Below are 19,596 nucleotides of genomic sequence, written 5' to 3'. Positions count from 1 at the left end.
CCGCTGCTGCGGCGGCCTGTCGCCAAGCGGCGTAGCCTGCGCGGGGGTCGGGTGCGTCCGGCATCTTCAACGCACCGTGCCACTGAGCGCGGGCGTGTCGGCGGGCAGGAAGCCGGTCCGGGTGAAGTAGGCGAAGTAGCGGTCGAGCAGCGCGTCGTCCAAGGGTGGGCAGACCAGTCCGAGAGCCCCCAGGCGGTCTCGCGTACGTGTGCTGTCCACCGGGGGCATCCTGGTGCCGAGCGTGTCGTCGACCAGCCGGGCGATCAGCATCAGCATCCGGTCGGCGGCCTCGCGCCGCCCAGCGGTCGTCAGGATCTGCCGCCACTGCTCCACGGGCACCAGCGTCACCGTCCGGCCGAGGCGGCTTGCCGCTCGGGCGACGTCTGCCATGTCCGCCGGGCGCGGGTTGTGCAGGTGGAACGTGTGCGGCGTTCGGGCGGGCGCCGCCTGGGACAGGGCCACGATGGCGCGGGCGGCGAAGTCGACCGGGGTCAGGTCGATCCGGACGTCGACGTCGGGAAGGGCGCCGAAGCGCAGTCCGGCCCGGATCAGCATCCAGAGTCCGTCGTTTCGCTGGCATAGTCCGCTGTCGGCGTCACCGCTGATACGCCCCAGGCGGTGGATGGCTCCGGACAGCCCCGCGGAGAACGCTTGTGCCGTCAGACGTTCGGCGGCGCGTTTGCTCTGGCCGTATCCGCCCTCGGGGACGGGCAGCCGGTCAAGGGCGGTGTCCTCGTCGACCGGCGCGGTCCGCCCGCACGCGTCGAATACCGCGAGACTGGACAGGAGGTGGAACCGTGCACCGGCCGCGTCGGCGAGGTGGAGTGCCGCGCGGGTGCCCGCGACGTTGGCGGCTTCGAGCCTGGCGAAGCCGGCAGCATGGTTGGCGTCGGCAGCGGCGTGCAGCACCAGGTCCACCGACCGGCTCAGCGCGTCGAACGTCGGTGCGTGCAGTCCCATCCGGTCCCGGGTCAGATCGCCGGTCACGATGGTGATGCGGCGGGACGGCAGCGGTTCGGCGTCCCACGCGAGGCCTTCGCCGAGCCGCCGCCACCCGGCGGCGGGGTCCGGGGCACGTACGAGGCAGACGACGTCTGCGTCAGTGGCAGTGAGCAGGGTCTTCAGCAGGAAGGAGCCGACGAACCCGGTGGCGCCGGTCAGCAGCACTCGTTCGGTCACGAACTCGGTAACGAACGCGCCTGAACTGTGGTGACGTTATGTGAGATTACAGTCACGTGCTGTAGTTTCGCCGGGCGGCTGATGGCGGCGGTCACGGTGCTCGGCCTGTCGAACACGCCGCAGGGGCGAAGGTCAGGCCGTGGCGCCGCTGTCGTTGGGGTTGATGGCGGTGTCGAGGAAGAACTGGTCGATGCTCTGCACGGACCGGATGAAGTCGTCGAGCTGGACGGGCTTGGTGACGTAGGCGTTGGCGTGCCCCCGGTAGGCGCCGTTGACGTCGTCGGGGGCGGCGGAGGTGGTCAGCACCACGATCGGGATGCTCGACAGCGCGGGGTCGTTCTTGAGGACCGCGAGCAGTTCGCGGCCGTTCATGCGGGGCATGTTCAGGTCCAGCACGATGAGGTCCGGTCGCGTGTTGTCGGCGGATCGCAGGTGCTCCAGCGCCTCGACGCCGTCGCGGGCCCGGTTCACGGCACGGGCGCCGCCCTTGTCCAGCAGCGCCTCCTCGATGAGCATGGCGTCGGCTTCGTCGTCCTCGATGAGCAGGACGGTGTAGGTGCGGGCGAGCGCGGCGTTCATCGTGGTTCCTTCGGGTTCAGTCGGGTTGGTTCTGGCGAAGACGAGTCCGGGCCAGCGTCTTCGGGCTCCCTGCCGGGTGATGTTGCAGGCAGCGCCGAGCTGGGCGTAGTTGGCGCCGGCGGTGGCGGCTTCGGTCGCGGCCGACGTGATCTGCCGGTTGACCGACGTCTGCAGCTTGAACAGCACCTCGAGCCGAGCCAGTGCCGCTTCGCGGCTGGACGGACCACCGGGTGTCGGCGGTCCGGTCCAGCCGGCCAGCAGACCGGCGAGCGCGACGTCGACCTGGTCCTGCTGCACAGGCTCCGGCACGTCACTGTCGATCACGGCCTCAGCTTAGGGCTTCAGCCGGAGCGACAACAAGTGTTGTCGCCGCGTAGGCTCCGCGTGACCTTTCCGGGTCCTTTACCGGTGGCGGCCCCTCATCCGTGGAGTCTGCCGGTGACCGCCCCCGCCACCCCACCGGCCGGCGGTCGGCGCTGTGAACCTTCCGCCGGCTGGTCCGGCCGGGGCCGACGGCTGATCTCCAGCAGGCCGGTGAGCAGTTCAGCGTCGAGGACGCCCGCCTGCACGGTGGCTGGCTGGAGGCGCACCCGCCGCCACCTGGGACTTTCGTCCGACTGTCCGCGTCAGCATCCTCCAATGTATACGGCGTGTATGTCGAGCGTCGTACGATGAGATTGGGGAGCTTCGATGTTTGGGGGAGGTCGTGCCGCGGTGGCGGCCGACCATGCGCGAAGGCTCGGTCATCCAGCGGCGGCTCGTCGGAGCCGCCGCCCGACGCCAGGGTAGGGGACTGATGGGAGACCTTCACGCGGGCGGGGCGACGCGGTGACGGGCGTGTGTTTCCGGGCACTGGGTCCGGTGCACGCCGAGGTCGGCGGGGACTGGCTCGACCTCGGACCGGTGCGCCAGCAGGCGGTGTTCGCCACGCTGCTGTTCAACGTGGACCGCGTCGTCACCCCGGCGACGATCCTGCAGAACGTGTGGGGAAGCCGCGAGCCGCTCACCGGCACGAAGCTGATCCCGCCGTACATCTACCGGCTGCGCCGCACGCTGCAACCCGCCCAGGGCGGCCGGGACGCTCCGGTGATCGAGACGTTGCGCATCGGCTACCGGCTGCGCCTCGGCGAGGCCCGCACCGACGTCGCCGACTTCGACCGCGCGGTCGAGTTGGCCGCGGCCGCCGAGTCGGCCGGCGACCTGGCCGGCGCGGCGGACCTGCTGGCCGAGGCGGAACGCAGCTGGACCGGGGAGCCGCTGGCCGGACTGCCCGGACCGTATGCCGAGAGCCGACGCAGGCAGCTGCTGGAACGCCGCGTCGGCTGCCTCGAACACCGCCTGGAACTGAAGGTGCGGCTCGGGGAGTGCGACGCGGCCATCCCCGGGCTCATGGCGCTGCAGCGTGAGCACCCGCTGCGGGAACGGCTGACGATTCTGCTGATGACGGCGCTCTACCTGACCGGCAGGCAGGGTGAGGCGATGGACGTGTTCGGCACCGCCCGCGCCCGGCTGGCCGCCGAGTTCGGCGTCGAGCCGACCCGCGCGCTGACCGACGCCTACACCGCGTTGCTGCGCGGTGAGCTGAGTCTTGCCGGTCTGCGGCCGCCGGGTGCGGGGCCGCCCGGTCCGGCGTGACATGTTGCCGTCGCCGACGGCCGGGTCAGCTGCCCGTTCCCGGGGCGGGTGCGGTGCGGTCGGCGAACTGTTCGAACACCGCGAGCAGTTCCGGCTCGTAGCCGGTGTCCGGCAGCCACGGTTTACGGGTTCCGATGAAGTGCACGATCCGGGCGCCGTCGAGCAGCCGCCCGCGGTCCACGCCGCCCTGCCGGTTGACCGCCGAGCTGGGCGCGGGGGTCACCTGCGGTGCGGGCGCCAGCCGGTTCCACGGTTCGGGCAGCTCGTGCCACTGCCCGGCCAGCAGGAGGTTCAGCGGGTCCTGCTCGTAGTAGGCGAACGGCCGGTGCTCGCCCAGCAGCGCGACGGTGCGCTCGGTGACCTGGTGGCGACGCCACGCGGCGACGTCGACGACCATGACACCGGCGTTGAAGTAGCGCGGGATGCGCAGCGGGCGTCGCGGGTCGGCGCCGAGCAGGCGGCGTACGTACATGCCGGCGATCCACCGGTCGTCGACCGCGCCGAGGATGCCGCCGCCGAGGTCGTGGCCGGCAAGTTCGGCGAGGTCGCCGAGCACGACGGTGTCGGCGTCGAGGGAGACGACCCGGTCGACGCCGGGCGGCAGCAGGAGCGGCAGGAGCACCCGGGTGTACACCTCCCAGTGGGTGTAGCGGTCGTGGCGGTGGAACGAGCCGAGCAGTTCCCGCTGGGCGGTGTCGAGCCGCAGCCAGGTGACCGGCGTCCCGGCGGCCTCCAGCCGGCGCTTGCTCGACTCGCGCAGGTCGATGTCGACGACGTAGGCCCGCAGGGGACGTGACGAGCCGGCGGCGGCGGAGGCGAGGGTCGCGGCGGCGCCAGGCGCGTACGCGTCGTTGACGACCAGGAACAGGGCGAGGTCATGCTCGGGCATGGCGGGCGGCCCCCAGGGACTCGATGTGGTCGACGGCGCCGTCGGCACCGGGCAGGGCGCGCAGCTCCCGCTGCGCGGTGGTCGCGGCGGCGCTGAAACCGGGGTCGTCCACGATCCTGGCGATCATCGCCGACAGCGCGCGGGGCCGCAGGTCCAGCACACCGGCGTGGATGCCGCAGCCCAGGGCCTGGATGCGGTCGGCGTTGTAGCGGCGCTCGAAGTTCTGCCCGGGGCAGGCGATGGCGGGCACGCCGTGGAACAGCGACGCCAGCGCGCTGCCCTGCCCGCCGTGGAACAGCAGGCCGCGGCACTCGGGTAGCAGCTCGTCCAGCGGCAGGTAGTCGAAAAGGCGCAGGCGCGGGTCGACGTCCTGGATGCGGCCGTTGGCGTTGGTCACGCACCAGATCTCGACGCCGGCCAGTGCGGCGCTGCGGGCCAGGGAGCGGACCATGGTCTGGGTGTTCCAGCCGACGGTGCTCAGGTATGCCAGAACCAGCCGCTGCGGCCGGGGCGGCAGGCCGTCGAGTCCGCGCCGGTTGGTGCCGTCGAGGTAGCCGATGTAGCGCAGCGCGGGCACGTCGGCCAGCTCCGGTTCGAACCGCTCGAAGCTGCTGGCGATCTTGCGGTCGGCGGACCAGAACAGCAGTTCGGTGAACGAGTCGACGGACAGCCCGGCGTGGACCCGGGCGCTGTCGCGGGCGAGGTCGTCCAGCGGGTGCCCGTACGGCCTGGCCTGTGTCCGGGGGTCGGTGCCCACCGAGGCCATGGCCACGGACGGCACGCCGTGGCGGCGGGCGGAGATGAGGGCGGTGGGCCGCATGTCGGTGAGGATGGCGTCGGGGCGCACGTCGGCGATCACGTCGTGTTCGAGGTCGAGCAGGTGCCGCCAGTAGCCGGGGTCGTCCATGCCGAGGGTGGTGAACACGTCGTAGATGTCGCCGATCGCGCCGACCGTGCCCGTGCCGGTCGCGCCGCCGAAGCCGCGTACCGGGAACGCGTTGTCGGTGAGCAGGCTGGAGCTGGGCGGGCAGGCGTGGAACACGACCTCGTGCCCGCGCCGCCGGGCAGCCTGCGCGACGGCGAGCATGTAGATGGTGCAGCCCCAGGTGCCGGAGGCGGAGGGGTACGGCATGCAGAGCAGTCTCATGCCGCCGTCCCGTCGAACCACCGGTCGTGCAGGGCGCGGGCCCGCCGCCGGACGTGCTCGACCCCCGCCGCGGTGTTGTACGCGGCGAACGGCGGCCACTGGAACACGTACACGGACAGCTCCTCGGCCAGCACCGCCAGCCGGGTGACGGCCGGGTCGTGCGGCTGCTCGGCGAGGTAGCCGTCGAGCAGGTCGGGCGGCGCGCTCACCCCGCCGGGGGCGGCGCGCACGTTGAGGAACGCCAGATCAGCGGCCGGTCGGCCGGTGCCGCAGACCTGCCAGTCGAGCAGGTGGCGGCGGTCGCCGACCAGCGTGATGTTGCCGGTGTGGCAGTCGCCGTGGATGAACGCGGGCGGCAGCGCCGCAGCCTGCCGGCGGAGCTCGTCGCGCCGGTCGACGAGTTCGGCCAGCCGGGGCAGGGTCGGCCGCCAGAAGGCCTCGACAGCGCTCAGGTCGGCTGCGGCCATGGCGTCGCGCAGGTCGTCGGGCCGCTGCCAGTCCGGGGCGGGCGTGCGGTGCAGGCGGGCCAGGTCGCGGCCCAGGCCCGCCCAGCCGGCGGCGGTCCACGACCGGGGTTCGCGCGCGACGCCGGCCGCGGCCAGCAGCAGCGCGACGGCGTCACCGGTGTCGGCGTGGGCGAGCAGCCCCGGTGTGCCGACCGCGACAGCGGGCGCGAGTTCCCGGTAGAAGCGCAGTTCGCGCCGGGCGGCGGCCAGCGCGTGCGGGCCGCGGTCGGCGGGGGTGAGTTTGACGTACGCCTCGGCGCCGTCGGCGGTCAGCACCGCGTGCACGCCGGCCCCGGAGCGGGATTCGAGCCGGTCGACGGGGTGCCGGGCGAAGGCACCCCACTGGTGCAGGGTCGCTGCGAGCAGGTCAGCCATGTGCCGTGGTGCTCCTCGTCTGGGCGGCGGTGGTGTCCGGTTCGGGCGGCGGGAACGACGCGTACTCCAGCAGCGGCGCGAGCGGCCCCCCGGCCAGCGCGTCGAGGTAGTGCCGGCGCAGGGTCGCCAGCGCCGGTCCATGGGGGACCGTCAGGTCGTCCAGGCGGGTCACCTCGGTGAGGGCGGCCAGGGTCCCGGCCAGGGCGATGCCGTCCGCGGCGGCCAGCGCGGCCGTGGTGACCGGTTCGCGGCGAAACGGCACGCCCACGTGCGCGGCGATGCGCTCGACGACGTCGACGGTGATCGAGGCCAGGCAGCCCTCCCAGTCGGGGGGCGTGCTGACCCGGCCGCCGTGCTCGACGAGCACGGCGGCTCCGGCCGCCTCGGCCAGGCGGCCCTGGGCGTTGAGCAGGATCGCGTCGTCGTATCCGGCGGCCTGCGCGGCCAGCCGGGCCAGCCGCGACAGCTGGTAGTTGGCCACGGCCTTGAGCTGCGGCGGCAGCGCGTCCGGGCTCGGCCGGCGCAGCGCGCTGAGCTGCGCCCGCACGGTGCCGGGGGAGTCGTCGGCCTGCGCGAACGCCGCGATGGTGAGGCTGCACGGGCCGGCCTGCGCTGTCAGGCGGGCGCCCAGCGCCATGGGCCGCACGTACGCGGTGCGGGCCCCGGTCGCGTCGAGTTCGGCGCGGGCGACCTCGGCCGCGGCGGCGAGGATCTCGTCGGTGCCGTACGCCACGGGCAGCCGCAGCGCGCGGGCGCTGGCCAGCAGCCGCCGGGCGTGGGCGGCACCGGCCAGCAGCCGGATGCCGCCGTCGTCGGCGCGGTCGGCGCGCATCCCCTCGAAGACGGCCACCGAACGCAGCACGGCGTCGGACATCAGCGGCACCGCCAGCGCCGACCAGGGCCGCAGGGCCCCGTCGGCCCATACGGTGCCGTTCTGTGCGTCGTTCACGTCTCCCTCAGCTTCCTGCCGGTTCCGGGTACCGCCACGAGGCGGCGAGCGACACCAGGCGGGTGTCCAGCTCACGCAGGGTCTGCGCGAGGCTGTGGTGGGTCTCGGCGTGCAGGCGTGCCCCGCGGCCCAGGTGCAGGCGCAGGGCGTGCCCGTCGAGCAGGTAGTCGAGCTTGTCGACCCATTCGTGCGGGTCCCCGGCGCGGGCGAGCATGCCGTTGCGGGTGGTGCCGACGGTGTCCTGGACGGCCGGGCTGTCGGCGGCCAGCAGCGCGCGACCTGCCGCCATCGCGCGCAGCAGCGCGACCGTGCGGTCGCCGCCGCCGGGCACGAGGATCACGTCGGCGTCGTGGTACAGGCCCGCCAGCGCGGCGGTGTCGGATGGCGTGAGTACGGCGGTGTCGGGTCGCCCGTCCCAGAGGTGGCCGGTCGTGCCGTCGCCGAGCACGGTCGTGTGGATGCGGTGCCGTCCCGCCGCCAGGGTGGCCAGCACGTCGGCGAGGAATCGCTGCTCCTGGGCGGCGGTGCCGGTGGCGTCGACCAGCAGGCGCAGCCGTCCGTCGTCGCCGCGGCCGCCGGGCGCGGGCGGCGGGCCGACGTCGATGCCGGGCGGCACGACGAAGACGCGGTGCGGGTCGGCGCCGTGGTGCCGGGCCGTGGCCAGCTGGCGGCGGCTCTCGGTGATCAGCATCGCGGCGGGCAGGTGCCGGCACAGCAGCCGCCCGTAGCCGGCGGGCGGCGGGTCGGCGTCGAACAGCCGGGGCGGCAGGAACACGGCCAGGGGGATGCCGAGGGTCGCGGCCAGCACAGCGGCGGCGGTCGGCGCTGCGGTGCCGAGGGACAGCACCGTGTCGCAGCCCGGCCGCAGCAGTGTCAGCGCCTGACCGGTGTCGGCGCCGCAGGGCGACAGCAGTGCTCGGGCGTGCCGTCCGGTGTGGTCGGCGGCGGTCGGCGTGCCGGACGCGGTGGCCAGCAGCGTCACCTCGTGGCCGAGCCCGGTGAGGCCCTCGGCCAGCGTGCGGGGGTTGCGCGACCAGTCGTCGGCGGTCGGCAGGCAGGCGTCGGCGACGATCGCCAGTCTCACGGGGCCTCCCCGGCGAACAGGGTCGACCGGCGTACCAGGGCGGTGATCTCCCACTCCTCGGGTCCCCACGGGAGGTCGGGCAGCGCGTCCGGTGCGGCGGCCGGTGTGGCGGGGGCCGGGCGGGCGTGTCCGCTCACCGCCTCGGCCAGGGCCTGGGCCAGTAGCGGGGCGAGCACGAGTTTGCCGGGCACGCCCGCGGCCACGTTCGCGTGACCGGTGGGCAGTAGGGCCATGGTGGGCGCGCCGAGCGCGACGGGCCGGGTCGGCTCCGCCTTGACCGCCGCGTACACCCCCCAGCGGGTGTCTGGCGACTCCCACAGCCCTGGCAGGAACCGAAGGACCGTGGGCGCGATGCCGGACAGCCAGTTGGCGCGGCTGTGGCCCAGGTCGGCGGTGGGCGCGTAGCTGATGAAGTTCGACAGCAGGCTGTAGCGGTGCCCGCCGCCGGTGCGCGGCACGGTGAACAGGCCCAGGGCCTCCTGCTCCGGGATGGCCAGCGCGTGTGCCGGCGCGGCCGCCGACCGGGCCACCAGCATGAACGACAGGCGGTGGGCGAGCCGGTCGGCGGGCGCGGCGCGGGGCAGCAGTGCGGCGATCCCGGCACCGGCGGCCAGGACGAACGCGTCGGCGTTCACCCGGAACAGCCGCTGCCCGGCGCGGACGGTCAGGGAGCGGGCCGTGTTCCCGTACGCGGTGATGCCTGTCGCCTCGGCCCGGCGCAGGGCCACCCGTGTGCCCGCCAGGAGCGGACGCAGCACCCGCAGGGGCACGACGGCGCGTTCGGGGGCGTGCAGGGCCCACGCGCAGGCGGCGCCGGGCGTGGCGTGCTGGTACGGCAGCCGCAGGTGCCGCCACACCGCGGTGACCGCGTCGAGGGTGCGCGGGTGCAGGCCGCCCACCCGGCAGTCGACCGCCGCCGGGTCGGGGTGCTGGTCGAGCAGCCGCGCCCAGGCTCGCGCGCCCTGGTCGAGCAGTTCCACATCGGCGGTGCCGGTGTCGGGGAAGATGCCGCCGCGGTGCAGCCATCCGTGTGCCTGGCCGCTCTGTGCGCAGCAGGCGGCGGCCTGGTCGAGGACCAGCGCGGCGATGCCCCGCCGGTCCAGTTCCAGCGCGGTCAGCAGCCCGGTGACGCCGCCGCCGACCACGACGACGCCGGGCCAGTCCAGTCGGGCCTCGGGCAGCGGTTCAGCGGTCATCGGCGTCCACCTGGATGCGGGTGATGTAGACCAGCGGGTGGCCGCGCCGGGCCAGCAGCGCCTGCAGGCGCGGCAGGTTGCCCTGCGGGATGCTGCAGTGCCATGTCCCGGCGTGGTCGCGTACGCCGACCTCCAGCCATCCGGTCACCTGCTCCTGCGGGGCGGGCAGGGTCTGCTCGACGGCCTCGCACCAGTCCGGTTTCGGCCGCGCGCCCAGCGCGGCGGGCGCGCCGCCGGTGACGGCGAAGCTGAGCGCCCGCCCTGACGCGGCCGTCGCCACGATCGCCTCCCGGGGCCCGGCGACCAGGTAGCTCGCCGGGTCGAGCCCGGCCAGCAGGGTCCGGACGCGGTTCATCGCCTCGCAGCGCACGGTGCCCGCCTCGGGGTCGACCCAGACCGTCGCCGCGCCGATCCGCAGCGGGGTGCGCACCGTCACCGGCAGCCGGTGCCCGGGGCTCACGACGTCGCTCCGGTGTAGCGCCGCAGGCCGCGCCGGAACAGCAGCAGCGCCAGGGCGACCAGGGCCGCCGTCGACGCCGCCCCGGCCGCGAGCGCGCCGGCCCAGCCGGGCCGGGTCAGCGCCGCGGCGGGCAGGGTGACCATGCCCGCCAGCGGGATCACGTACGTCAGCGCGGTCCGCAGTGGACGCTGGTAGATCCCGGCGGGGTAGCGGCCGACGTCCCACAGCGAGGCGGTCATCGGAGCCAGTTCCAGCCGCCCGGCCCAGAAGCCCAGGCACGCCACCATCAGTGACAGCGCCCAGCTCAGGGCGATCGCGCAGCAGGCCAGCACCGCGGCCGCGGCGATGTTGAGCGGTCCGGGCGGCTCGGGCAGCCGCGCCGCCCCGGCGGCGATCACGCCCAGGCCCAGCAGCGTCTGGCCCAGTGCCAGCGGGGCGTGGTCGCGGCAGCTGACGGTGAACCAGCTCGGTGCGGGGCGCAGCAGCGCCTCGTCCATGGTGCCGTCGCGGATCGTGCCGACCATCCGCGACAGGCTGGGGTCGATCAGCGCGGCGCGTACGCCCGACACCGTCGCGAACATGCCGATCAGGACCAGCGCCTGGGGCCGGGTCCAACCGGCGAGGGTGTCGGTCCGGTGGTAGACGGCCAGCGTCGCGGCCAGCGCCGCGACCACTCCGGCGACCGACTGGCCCAGGTCGAACAGCAGGTTCACCCGGTGCGTCAGGGTGCGGCGCACAGCCAGCGAGAAGGTCGCGCCCAGCAGGCGCAGCAGCCGCATGTCACCCTCCCACGGCGGTGTGGCGGCGCAGGCCGCGCCGCCACAGCACGACCGCCAGCGCACCCGTGGCCAGCAGCCACCCCGCCTGCACGAGCAGCCCCCGGACCGGGCCCGCCCCGGCCGTGGCGATGTCGGCGGGCAGGCCGAGCATGGCGTAGAACGGCAGGTAGGGGGCCAGCTCCGCCCACGGCCGCGGGAGCAGGTCGACGGGTACGGCGGTGCCGCCCAGCAGGTACAGCACGGTCGTGGCGAAGGCGGTGATCGCGTGCACCCGCTCGGTCCAGAACGCGGTCAGTGCCAGGCACCAGGTGAACAGGAACCGCAGCAGCCCCGCGCCGAGCCAGGCGGGCAGGGCCGCGGCCAGCGCCCCGGGCGGGAACGACACCGTCGTCGTGGCCGCGACCAGCACGACGACCGGGACGGCGGTGAGGCCGATCCAGGCCCGGATGGCGAGGTTCTCGCCCAGCGGCCCGAGCACCGCCGGCTGCGGGCGCAGCAGGTCGTCGGCGATGGTGCCCTTGTAGATGCGCTGGGCGAAGGTGTGGTTCTCGTACGAGGCGGTGGTGGCGGCGACGAACAGCACCGCCAGGTAGTAGCTGGTGACCCGGCTGCTGTCGGGCAGGACGGCGTGCCACACGGCTAGGCCGACCAGGGGCGGCACGAGCTGCCCCGCGGCCAGCGCGAACACGAACCACCACGCCCCGGACCAGGTCAGGAACTGGCGTTCGACGTTGAGCCAGAGCAGCCGCGGCAACCGGGTCATCGGGCCCGCGTCCCGGTCCGGCGGTAGATCTCGTCCATCAGCACGTCCAGCGGGGCTTCCTTGATGCCGAGGTCCAGCACCCGGGTGTCGGCCAGCAACCGGCCGACGGTGTCGGGCACCTGGTCGCGGGCGACGCTGAGCTGGTAACGGCCGTCGCCGAGGGCGTGCGCGCCGGCGGGCGGCTCGGCGTCGTCGGCGAGGACGACCTCGACGAGCCTGTCGCGCCCCACGTGCGCGGTGAGTTCGGGCAGGGAGCCGTCGTAGACCTGCGCGCCGTGGTTGATGAGCACGACGCGGGGGCACAGCTCGGCCACGTCGGCCATGTAGTGGCTGGTCAGGATCATGGTGGCACCGGTCTGGGCCACGTAGCGGCGCAGGAACCGGCGGGTCTGCACCGCCGCGGACACGTCCAGCCCGATGGTCGGCTCGTCGAGGAACAGCACGGCGGGGCGGTACACCAGGGCCATGGCGAGCCCGGCCCGCATCCGCTCGCCGAGCGACAGCGCCCGCACCTGCCGCTCCAGCAGGCCGCCGAGGTCGAGCAGGTCCACCAGTTCGGCGAGGTTGCGCCGCAGCTGCCCGGCGGCCACGTCGTACACCAGGCCCTGGTATTGCAGACTGTCCATGACGGTCAGCTCGGGTGCGCCGCCCAGTGGCTGGCTGCCCCGGACCAGGGCGATGCGGCGCAGGTGGTCGGGGTGGCGGTCGAACGGCTCCCGGCCGAGGACCCGGACGCTGCCGCCGGTGGGCCGCAGGATCCCCGCCATGATCTTCATGAGGCTGGTCTTGCCCGCGCCGTTGGGCCCGATCAGGCCGACCGCCTCGCCCGCGCCCACCTGGAAGCCGATCCCGTCCAGGGCGGTGACCTCGCGGGTACGGCGCTGCCAGAGGCTGCGTATGGCCGCGCGCACCCCTGCCTCGCGCACCGGCACCCGGTAGACCATGGACAGGTCGCGTACGTCGATACCTGGCGATGTCATCGGCACCGCCCGAGCCTACGATCAGGACGGTTGCCTAACAATGCCGCCATCCGGACAGCCTGTCCGGTGTGGAACATCGCCCTGCCGGTCACCGGGCAGCCTCCACCCGCAGGCCGGGCCGCCGCGCCAGGCGCTGGTCCAGCGCCGCGACGACCAGCTCGGCCACCGCGGGGGCGTACTTGAACCCCACCCCCGAGCAGGCCACCAGCGTGGCCGCGTACGGCGACGCCCAGCGCAGCGTGAACGCCCCGCCGGGTGGAGTGCTGTAGCAGCCCGCCACCGTGCTCCGGGTCAGCGCGGGCCCGAGGTCGGGCACGAACCGCGCCAGCGCCGCCGCGTCCCGCCGCCAGCTCGCCTCGGCCCGATCCGGCGGGCTCGATGCCGCCGCCGGCTGGGCGAAGTGGCCGAACTGCAGCCCGCCGGAGGTCAGCGGGATGGCGCAGAAGCGTTCGTCCCCGTGCCCGAACACGTAGTACGCCGACCCGCCGAGCGCCGCCTCGGCGAACGTCGCCACCTGCATGTAGGTCGGTTCGACCCGCAGGCCGGGCACCCGCGCCCAGGCGGGCAGCCCGGTGCTCCACGCCCCGACGCAGATCAGCAGGCGCGCGGCGGTCACCCGCCGGTCGCCGACGCTGATGCGCACCGGTTCCTCGGGTGCACGGGTGGCCAGTTCGGCTCGGCGGCCGAACAGCAGCGTCGCGCCGTGCGCCCGAGCCCGCTCGCGCAGGGCCAGCACGGCGGCGCGGGCGTCCAGCAGGCCGCAGCCGCGACTGCCCGCGACCTCCCAGCCTGCGGGCACCGCCAGGGGCAGCCGCAGCGGATGCCCGGCGGGCAACGACCGGTCACGACTCCCGAGCGAAGGCCGGCCGGACGCGGCTAGCAGCGGGCGGGCGGCCGGTGGCCTTACGAACACCCCCGCGACGGCACGCAGCAGTGGCGACGGCTGCGCAGCGGACAGCGCCCGCCACTGCCGGGCCGCGCGGCGGGCCAGCCCGTCCAGCTCGGGCCGATCCGGATCGTGGGTGCGCAGCATCCGGACCGGACCCTGCGACGCGCCGCCGACCTCGTCCGCGCCCGACTGCTCCACGGCCAGCACCCGCCGCCCGCAGCGGGCCAGCGCGTCCGCGACGGCGCTGCCGTACACGCCCAGCCCGATCACGGCGACGTCGACGGCGGTCATCACGCGCCACCACCCCGGTTATCGGCCCATGTCGATAAATATTGTCTGATGTCGATAGAATGTGGTGCGAAGGCGGCCAGGTGCCGCCGGTCCACGAAGGAGACGGGCACGTGAACCCCATTCCCGGCAGCTACCTCCGCACCCTCACCCCGCCCGTCCTGGCCGGCGAAGGCGAGCAGGTGAGCGCCGCCACGCTGTCGTACTTCGGCACCAACGTCGCCCGCCGTCTCGGCCTGACCCCGGCCGCACTGCGCGCCCGGCTCGGCGACGCGCCGTTCGTCACCGCGCTGATGGACACCCCGCTGGGCTGCACCGCGATCTTCACGCTGCCGCTGACCTACCGCGACATGGTGCGCGACGACGCCACGACCGTGCACTACGCGCAGGCCGCCATCGCCCAGGCCCGCGCCATGGGAGCCGGTCACGTGTCGCTGGCCGGACTGCTGGCGTCGGCCACCGGCTACGGCCGCCTGCTCGACGCCCCCGACGGAACCCTCACCACCGGCCACGCCACCACCGTCGCCGCCATCGTCCGGACCGTCGAGCACGTGCTCGACGTCAGCGCCCGCCACTGGGCGCACGAGGCCGTCACCGTGCTGGGACTGGGCTCGATCGGCCAGGCCACCGTCACCGCCACGCTGGCCACACTGGGCGCGCCCCGCCGTCTCGTCCTGTCCGACCTGCCCGGCAAGCGCGCCGCCGTCGAGCAGTTCGCCGACCGCCTGCGGCAGGAGCGGCCGGGCCTGGACGTGGCGGTCGCCGACGCCACCGCCCCCGGCGGCCACGGCCACCGGGCGGGGCTGGTCATCGGCTGCACCAGCACACCCAACGCGCTCGACGTCGACCGCCTCGCCCCCGGCTGCATCATCGTGGACGACTCCGTGCCGCACTGCTTCGACGTCGGCCGGGCCTACGCCCGCGTCGACGCCGCCGCCGACCTGCTGCTGGCCAACGGCGGGCTGCTGGCCCTGGCCGAGCCGTTCCCGGTGCGCTCCTACGCCCCGCCGCTGCTGCACGAGCTGGGCTGGAACGCCGGCGTTCACCATGACCGCACCATCACCAGCTGCATCCTGTCGCCGCTGCTCATGGCGGCCGAGCCGGAGCTGCCCGCGACGTTGGGCATGGGCGTGCCCGTGCCCACTGTGGTCGCGAACCTGGCCGTGCTCGACCGCCTGGCCGTCACCGCTCCGCCGATCCGCTGCGCGGGCCGCGCACCCGATGCGGCGTACCTGGCCCGGTTCGCCGAACGCTTCGGCACGGCCCCGGCGGCAGACCCGCCCGCGCGTGCGCCAGGCGCGGTCACGGCAGCCGGTCCTGCGGCGCCGAACCACTGAGGATCATGACGACGTCGTCGTGCTGCGACAGCTCGCCCTGCTCGGCGGCCTGGCGCAGCCCGGCCCAGCAGATGAACGCCGACTTCTCGGTCGCGTACTCCAGCGGCGCGCCCAGCTCGTCGCACACCTGAGCCAGCAGGTGCGCCTCGGCCTCCACGCGCACGTCGGGGACCGGGTCGATCCGTGACCCCGTCTGCTCCAGCAGCCGGCGCATCAGCGGCAGGGTCCGGTTCGGGTTGGTGGACTGCAGCGTCGGCTCGAACGCGTGCTCGGGCGCGACCATCTCGGCGAGGTCGATCTCGGCGCGCCCGTCGCGTACGGCCGCCCCGAGCAGCGCCGCGTCCCTGGCCTGGAACAGCCGGAACGTGTGCTGCCCGACCGAGCGCAGCCCGGCCGCGCGGGCCCGCTGGATGCCGCGCTCGATGCCCAGCGGGCCGTAGCCGCTGGCGATGGTGACCGCGATGACCGACGCCCCGGGGCAGTGCTCGGCCAGGGCCAGCCCCAGCGGTGCCTTGCCCTCGATCTTCCACTGGCTGGGCGTCAGCCGCAGCGCGCCGGTGTCCTTGCTGTACGCCGCCGCGACCTCGGCCGCGTCGGCCATGTTGCCCGGCACCGCGATGATCGGCGACGTGCCCAGCAGCGCCGTCGGGCACTTGTACGCCGAGGCCTGCGGCACGAACCCGGTGCAGGTGACCCCGGCCCGGTCCATGTAGAACTGGTACGCCCGCGCGGTGTTGCCGGAGCTGTGCATGCACACCGCCGACAGGCCCCACTCGCGGCACTTGGCCGCCAGCAGCACGCCCTCGTTGTCCTTGAACGTGCCGGTGGTGTTGCGGGTCTGCGGCAGCACCCGCACCGACGCCACGCCCAGCGCCGCGGCCAGCCGCGGACTGTCCAGCGGGACCAGCGCCTCGGCACTGCTGACCAGGTGGTCCGGCTGCGCCACGGGCAGCAGCGCGGCGTACCGCCCGACGCCCGCCACGTCCGTCACGGCCCGGCTCCAGTCGTCGAACCGCTCCACGGACGGGGTGAGCGTGCCGCCGCAGCGTACGCACAGCCACTCGGTGGGGCCGTCGACCGGACCGTCACCTGCGTCGGCGGAGCAGTCTGCACAAACCAGTCTCATCACACGTTCTCCTCGGTCGGTCCGGGCTCGGGTCCGAGCTGTCGGCACAGCTGCAGCAGGTCGGCGACCCGTCGGCTGACCGAGGACGGGTCGTCGTGGCGGTCCGCCAGCGCGGCGCCGCCCATCGTGAAACCCCACGCGCCCGCACGGGCGATGTCGGCGACCTGCGACGGGTCCTTGACCCCACCGGCGACCAGCACCGGCACCGAGGCCGCCCGCGCGGTGCCGGCCAGCAGCGCGGCGGCGTCGTGGGCGTGCTGGCGGTACGGCATCAGCACCATGCCCCCGACCCCGGCGTCGCTGAGCTGCCCGGCCATCGCCGCCAGCTCCTCCGGGGTGCTGGACAGGGCCAGCGGGCTGCCCGACAGCGAGCCCACGAACGGCCAGTACCGCGGGGCGTCCGGGTCGGCCAGCCGCGCGGCGAAGTCGGGCCGCCAGCGGGCCACCACCTGGTCCACACCCAGGTCCAGCGCGAGCCGCAGGCCCTGTTCCTGGCCGTGGTCGCTCAGGTCGGCCAGCTCCAGCAGCACCTGGCGGCCGTCGGCGTGCGCGGCGTCGGTCAGCTTCCGGGCCGCGCTGGGCTCGACGCCGACGTCCTTGAACGCGACGTGTGCCAGGCCGTCGACCTCCAGGCCGCGGTACACCTCGACCGCGTCGGGGATGGTGACGTCCCGCTCGGTCAGCATCAGTACGAAGTTCACCGCCATGACGCCTCCTTCTCGTACGGGTGCGGCGCGTGGCCGCGTGGCCGGGCCGTCACGGCGCCGGGGGCTGGATCGGCAGTGGGACGACCTGCCAGGTGGTGCCGTCGGCGAACCCGACCGTGTCACCGGGCCGGACCGCGACGTCCAGGTGCGCGAAGCACAGCTCACGTCCGGCCCGGGGCGAGTGCCCCGCCGACGTGACGTAGCCGGCGGGTCCGCCCGTGGGCAGCGCCGGCAGCGGCTCGCCGATGCGGCGGCGTCCGGCGTCCGGGTCGGCGGCGCGCAGGCCCCCGATCCACAGCCGCCCGCCCCAGCGGGCCGGGTCGCTCAGCGCCTGCCGCCCGACGTACTCACCGGTCCGCTCCGGCGACACCACGTGGCCCAGCCCCGCGTCGAACAGGTAGGTGCCCCGGTGGATGTCCAGCGGGCACAGGTAGAACGCGAAGTCGGGGCATTCCAGCCGGTACGTGGCCAGCAGGTCCCAGCCGCACGGGGTGAACACGGCCGGCTCGGCGGTCATCGCCTGCCACGCCTCGTGCGTCACCTCGGCGCTGGCCCACAGCTCGACGCCGATCACGGTGCGCACGACCCACGCGTCGGCGCCCCAGCGGGTGCGCACCGGCATGCCGCGAAACGTGCCGAGCGTGGCCAGCCGCGCGGCGTGCGTCTCGGACAGCAGCCGCGCCATCGCCTCCATCCGGCGGGGCCCCTTGATGTTGAACGAGCTGAGGTCGGCCTCCTGGGCGACGGTGCCGGGGTGGCGCTCCAGGGCGTCGTACAGCCAGGTCGGGGGGTTGGTCTCGCCGCCGATCGAGACCTGGAACGCGTCCGGGCCCACTCGCAGGACCACGCCCTCGGTGTCGACGGTGCCCTCCGGTGTCGTGAAGATCGCGAAGGTGGCCTGGCCGACCTCCAGCCGGTCGAAGCGGCGCGGGCTGAGCAGGTTCAGCACATCGGCGGCGTGCGGGCCGGTCAGCGACAGGTAGTACATGCCGCCGCACGGGAACACGCCCGCACCGGCGGTGACCGCCTGGTACTGGTCGGCGAAGCTCAGCCCGGTCCAGCTGCTCACCGCGGCGACGTTGCCGCCCAGCACGCAGTAGCCGGTCGGCTCGCCGTAGCGGCGCGCGATGACCGCGAAGGCGTCACCGGGGTCGCTGCGGCGCAGCACGCTGGGGCGGGCCAGCAGCGCCGGGTGCGCCGGCGGCAGCACCCGCCAGGCCCACTCGTCGGTGGCCAGCGGGCTGCGCAGGCTGGTGTGGAAGCGGGGGCCGGCATCCCACGGATGCGCGACCGGTGCGGTGGGGGTGTGGGTGCTCAGCTGCCTGCTCCCTCTCGCTGGGGTCCCGCGCCGGCCAGCGGCACCTTGCCGGTGGCGGTGCGGGCGATGGTGTCGACGAAGCGGACCTGCCGGGGCACCTCGACGGCGCGCAGCCGCGCCCGGCAGAAGGCCAGCAGCTCCGCCGCCGACGCGGTCGTCGAGCCGGTCTCGACGAGCAGCACCGGCACGGTGCCGAGCTGCTCGTGCTGGTCGACGACCACGGCGTGGTCGCCCAGGCCGGGGCAGTCGGCCAGCACCCGCGACAGGTGCGCGAGGTCGACGGACTGGCCCGCGACCTGGATCACCTCGTCGACGCGGCCGGTGACGACGAGCTGCCCGCCTGCCAGGCGGCCCAGGTCGTTGGTGCGCACCGCGCCGCCGGGAAACGGCCGCAGCTCGCCGTCGTGGCGGTAGCCGGAGCCGCAGCTGGTCCCCCCGATGACGATCCGGCCGGCACCGTCGGCCGCCGGTTCGAGCGTCAGCTCGACCCCGTCCAGCACGCCGCCGACGGTGTGGCGCAGCTCGTCGAGGTCGGCGGAGGTGTTGACGGTGACCGTGCCCGCCTCGACGAGGCAGTACGAGCTGCGGGGCGGCACGCCCAGGTGGGCGTGCACCCGGTCGAACGTCGCGGCGGGCAGCGGCGCGGAGCTGCACACGGCCCAGCGCAGAGCCGCGGTGCGGCGCGGGGCGCGCTGCCGGGCGAGGATCTCGAAGGTGTACGGCACGCCGTAGAGCAGCGTCGGCTCGGCGGCGTCCAGCTGCCGCCCCGCCCACGCGGCCTGCGCGCCGCCCAGGCGGCCCAGGTGCACGCTCGCCCCGGCCAGCAGGCCCGGCAGCAGCACCATGCCCAGCACCCCGGCCAGCGACAGCGGCAGCGGGGAGTAGAGCACGTCCCGGCCGGACAGGCCGAGCCGGTCGGCGTACGCCTGCACGTTGCGCCACAGCGCCCCGTGGCTGAAGCTGACGCACTTGGCCTGCCCGGTGGTGCCGGAGGAGAAGACGTCCAGCGCGGCGTCCTGCGGGTCGCACACCTGCGCCACGGCTCGGCCCGGGTGCGCGAGCAGATCGGCGTAGGCGGCCTGCCCCGGCCCGGCGTCGGCGGACACGGTCAGCACCGCCCCTGTCTGGCGCAGCACCGCGGCCCGGTGCACGGCCGGCGCCCCGGCCGGCAGCACCGCCGCCCGGCCCCCGACCCACCAGACGCCGAGCATCGCGGCCAGCAGGTCCGCGCCGCCGCCGTCGTCGACCAGCAGCACGCCGTCGCCGGGTCGCACCCCGCGCTCGTGCAGCGCCGCGGCGGCCGGGCGGGCGGCGGCGACCAGGTCGGCGGCGGCGAGCCGGGCGCCGTCGACGACCACGGTGCCGGTGCTGGCGCGCGCGAGGTCGAGCAGGGTCGGGGTGGCCATGGCG

19 protein-coding genes are annotated in these 19,596 nt (G+C 74.8%); 2 read left to right on the top strand and 17 right to left on the bottom strand.

Annotation, left to right across the window (positions count from 1 at the left end; genetic code table 11):
- Positions 1–66: 66 nt before the first annotated feature.
- Positions 67–1,179: an SDR family oxidoreductase gene (locus HAV40_RS00685; RefSeq protein WP_166377918.1), complete on the bottom strand. Its 1,113-nt coding sequence runs from the start codon at positions 1,177–1,179 to the stop codon at positions 67–69.
- Positions 1,180–1,311: 132 nt separating this feature from the next.
- On the bottom strand, positions 1,312–2,082 hold the full coding sequence (locus tag HAV40_RS39040; RefSeq protein WP_308441026.1) for a response regulator: 771 nt from the start codon (positions 2,080–2,082) through the stop codon (positions 1,312–1,314).
- 504 nt (positions 2,083–2,586) lie between these two features.
- Here HAV40_RS39040 and HAV40_RS00675 point away from each other — a divergent pair.
- The gene (locus tag HAV40_RS00675) at positions 2,587–3,393 is read left to right on the top strand and encodes an AfsR/SARP family transcriptional regulator (RefSeq protein WP_166377916.1); all 807 of its coding nucleotides are present in this window, start codon (positions 2,587–2,589) and stop codon (positions 3,391–3,393) included.
- Between the two features lie 25 nt (positions 3,394–3,418).
- Here the strand turns inward: HAV40_RS00675 and HAV40_RS00670 are convergent, their stop codons facing one another.
- The 11 genes from HAV40_RS00670 to HAV40_RS00620 all read right to left on the bottom strand — a co-directional run bounded on the left by HAV40_RS00670 (position 3,419) and on the right by HAV40_RS00620 (position 13,701).
- Positions 3,419–4,282, bottom strand: coding sequence for a glycosyltransferase family 8 protein (locus tag HAV40_RS00670; RefSeq protein ID WP_166377914.1), 864 nt, complete (start codon positions 4,280–4,282; stop codon positions 3,419–3,421).
- A complete protein-coding gene (locus HAV40_RS00665) occupies positions 4,269–5,414 on the bottom strand; it encodes a glycosyltransferase (protein ID WP_166377912.1) in 1,146 nt (381 codons plus the stop codon). Before HAV40_RS00665 ends, HAV40_RS00670 begins: the two co-directional genes overlap by 14 nt.
- Positions 5,415–5,425: 11 nt before the next feature.
- The gene (locus HAV40_RS00660; protein ID WP_166377911.1) at positions 5,426–6,310 is read right to left on the bottom strand and encodes a phosphotransferase family protein; all 885 of its coding nucleotides are present in this window, start codon (positions 6,308–6,310) and stop codon (positions 5,426–5,428) included.
- Positions 6,303–7,259: an aminotransferase class IV gene (locus HAV40_RS00655; RefSeq protein WP_166377909.1), complete on the bottom strand. Its 957-nt coding sequence runs from the start codon at positions 7,257–7,259 to the stop codon at positions 6,303–6,305. The genes HAV40_RS00660 and HAV40_RS00655 overlap by 8 nt, the downstream gene beginning before the upstream one ends.
- 7 nt (positions 7,260–7,266) lie before the next feature.
- The gene (locus HAV40_RS00650) at positions 7,267–8,343 is read right to left on the bottom strand and encodes a glycosyltransferase family 4 protein (RefSeq protein WP_166377907.1); all 1,077 of its coding nucleotides are present in this window, start codon (positions 8,341–8,343) and stop codon (positions 7,267–7,269) included.
- Complete coding sequence (locus HAV40_RS00645) at positions 8,340–9,539, bottom strand: FAD-dependent oxidoreductase (protein ID WP_166377905.1); 1,200 nt, start codon at positions 9,537–9,539, stop codon at positions 8,340–8,342. The genes HAV40_RS00650 and HAV40_RS00645 overlap by 4 nt, the downstream gene beginning before the upstream one ends.
- Positions 9,529–9,999 (bottom strand): hypothetical protein, encoded by a 471-nt coding sequence (locus HAV40_RS00640; RefSeq protein WP_166377903.1) that lies wholly within the window; start codon positions 9,997–9,999, stop codon positions 9,529–9,531. The genes HAV40_RS00645 and HAV40_RS00640 overlap by 11 nt, the downstream gene beginning before the upstream one ends.
- Positions 9,996–10,778 (bottom strand): ABC transporter permease, encoded by a 783-nt coding sequence (locus HAV40_RS00635; RefSeq protein ID WP_166377901.1) that lies wholly within the window; start codon positions 10,776–10,778, stop codon positions 9,996–9,998. Before HAV40_RS00635 ends, HAV40_RS00640 begins: the two co-directional genes overlap by 4 nt.
- A 1-nt stretch (position 10,779) precedes the next feature.
- Complete coding sequence (locus HAV40_RS00630; protein WP_166377898.1) at positions 10,780–11,541, bottom strand: ABC-2 family transporter protein; 762 nt, start codon at positions 11,539–11,541, stop codon at positions 10,780–10,782.
- The gene (locus HAV40_RS00625; protein WP_166379992.1) at positions 11,538–12,521 is read right to left on the bottom strand and encodes an ABC transporter ATP-binding protein; all 984 of its coding nucleotides are present in this window, start codon (positions 12,519–12,521) and stop codon (positions 11,538–11,540) included. Before HAV40_RS00625 ends, HAV40_RS00630 begins: the two co-directional genes overlap by 4 nt.
- Positions 12,522–12,609: 88 nt before the next feature.
- Positions 12,610–13,701, bottom strand: coding sequence for an NAD(P)/FAD-dependent oxidoreductase (locus HAV40_RS00620; RefSeq protein WP_166377896.1), 1,092 nt, complete (start codon positions 13,699–13,701; stop codon positions 12,610–12,612).
- A 110-nt stretch (positions 13,702–13,811) separates the two neighbouring features.
- Between HAV40_RS00620 and HAV40_RS00615 the strand changes: the two genes are divergently transcribed.
- The gene (locus HAV40_RS00615) at positions 13,812–15,035 is read left to right on the top strand and encodes a hypothetical protein (protein WP_166377894.1); all 1,224 of its coding nucleotides are present in this window, start codon (positions 13,812–13,814) and stop codon (positions 15,033–15,035) included.
- Here HAV40_RS00615 and HAV40_RS00610 read toward each other — a convergent pair.
- The 4 genes from HAV40_RS00610 to HAV40_RS00595 form a co-directional block, all read right to left on the bottom strand.
- Positions 15,001–16,161, bottom strand: coding sequence for a pyridoxal-phosphate dependent enzyme (locus tag HAV40_RS00610; protein ID WP_166377893.1), 1,161 nt, complete (start codon positions 16,159–16,161; stop codon positions 15,001–15,003). The two genes, HAV40_RS00615 and HAV40_RS00610, sit on opposite strands and share 35 nt — an antisense overlap.
- A complete protein-coding gene (locus HAV40_RS00605; protein ID WP_166377891.1) occupies positions 16,161–16,868 on the bottom strand; it encodes a hypothetical protein in 708 nt (235 codons plus the stop codon). The genes HAV40_RS00610 and HAV40_RS00605 overlap by 1 nt, the downstream gene beginning before the upstream one ends.
- A 49-nt stretch (positions 16,869–16,917) precedes the next feature.
- Positions 16,918–18,078 (bottom strand): aminomethyl transferase family protein, encoded by a 1,161-nt coding sequence (locus HAV40_RS00600; RefSeq protein WP_166377889.1) that lies wholly within the window; start codon positions 18,076–18,078, stop codon positions 16,918–16,920.
- A 104-nt stretch (positions 18,079–18,182) separates the two neighbouring features.
- Positions 18,183–19,592, bottom strand: a complete 1,410-nt coding sequence (locus tag HAV40_RS00595; RefSeq protein WP_166377887.1) for a class I adenylate-forming enzyme family protein — start codon at positions 19,590–19,592, stop codon at positions 18,183–18,185.
- Between the last annotated feature and the right edge of the window lie 4 nt (positions 19,593–19,596).

Origin of the sequence: Catellatospora methionotrophica (assembly GCF_011297335.1) — a bacterium.
Taxonomy (GTDB): domain Bacteria; phylum Actinomycetota; class Actinomycetes; order Mycobacteriales; family Micromonosporaceae; genus Catellatospora; species Catellatospora methionotrophica.
This window is presented reverse-complemented; position numbering and strand designations above follow the sequence as displayed.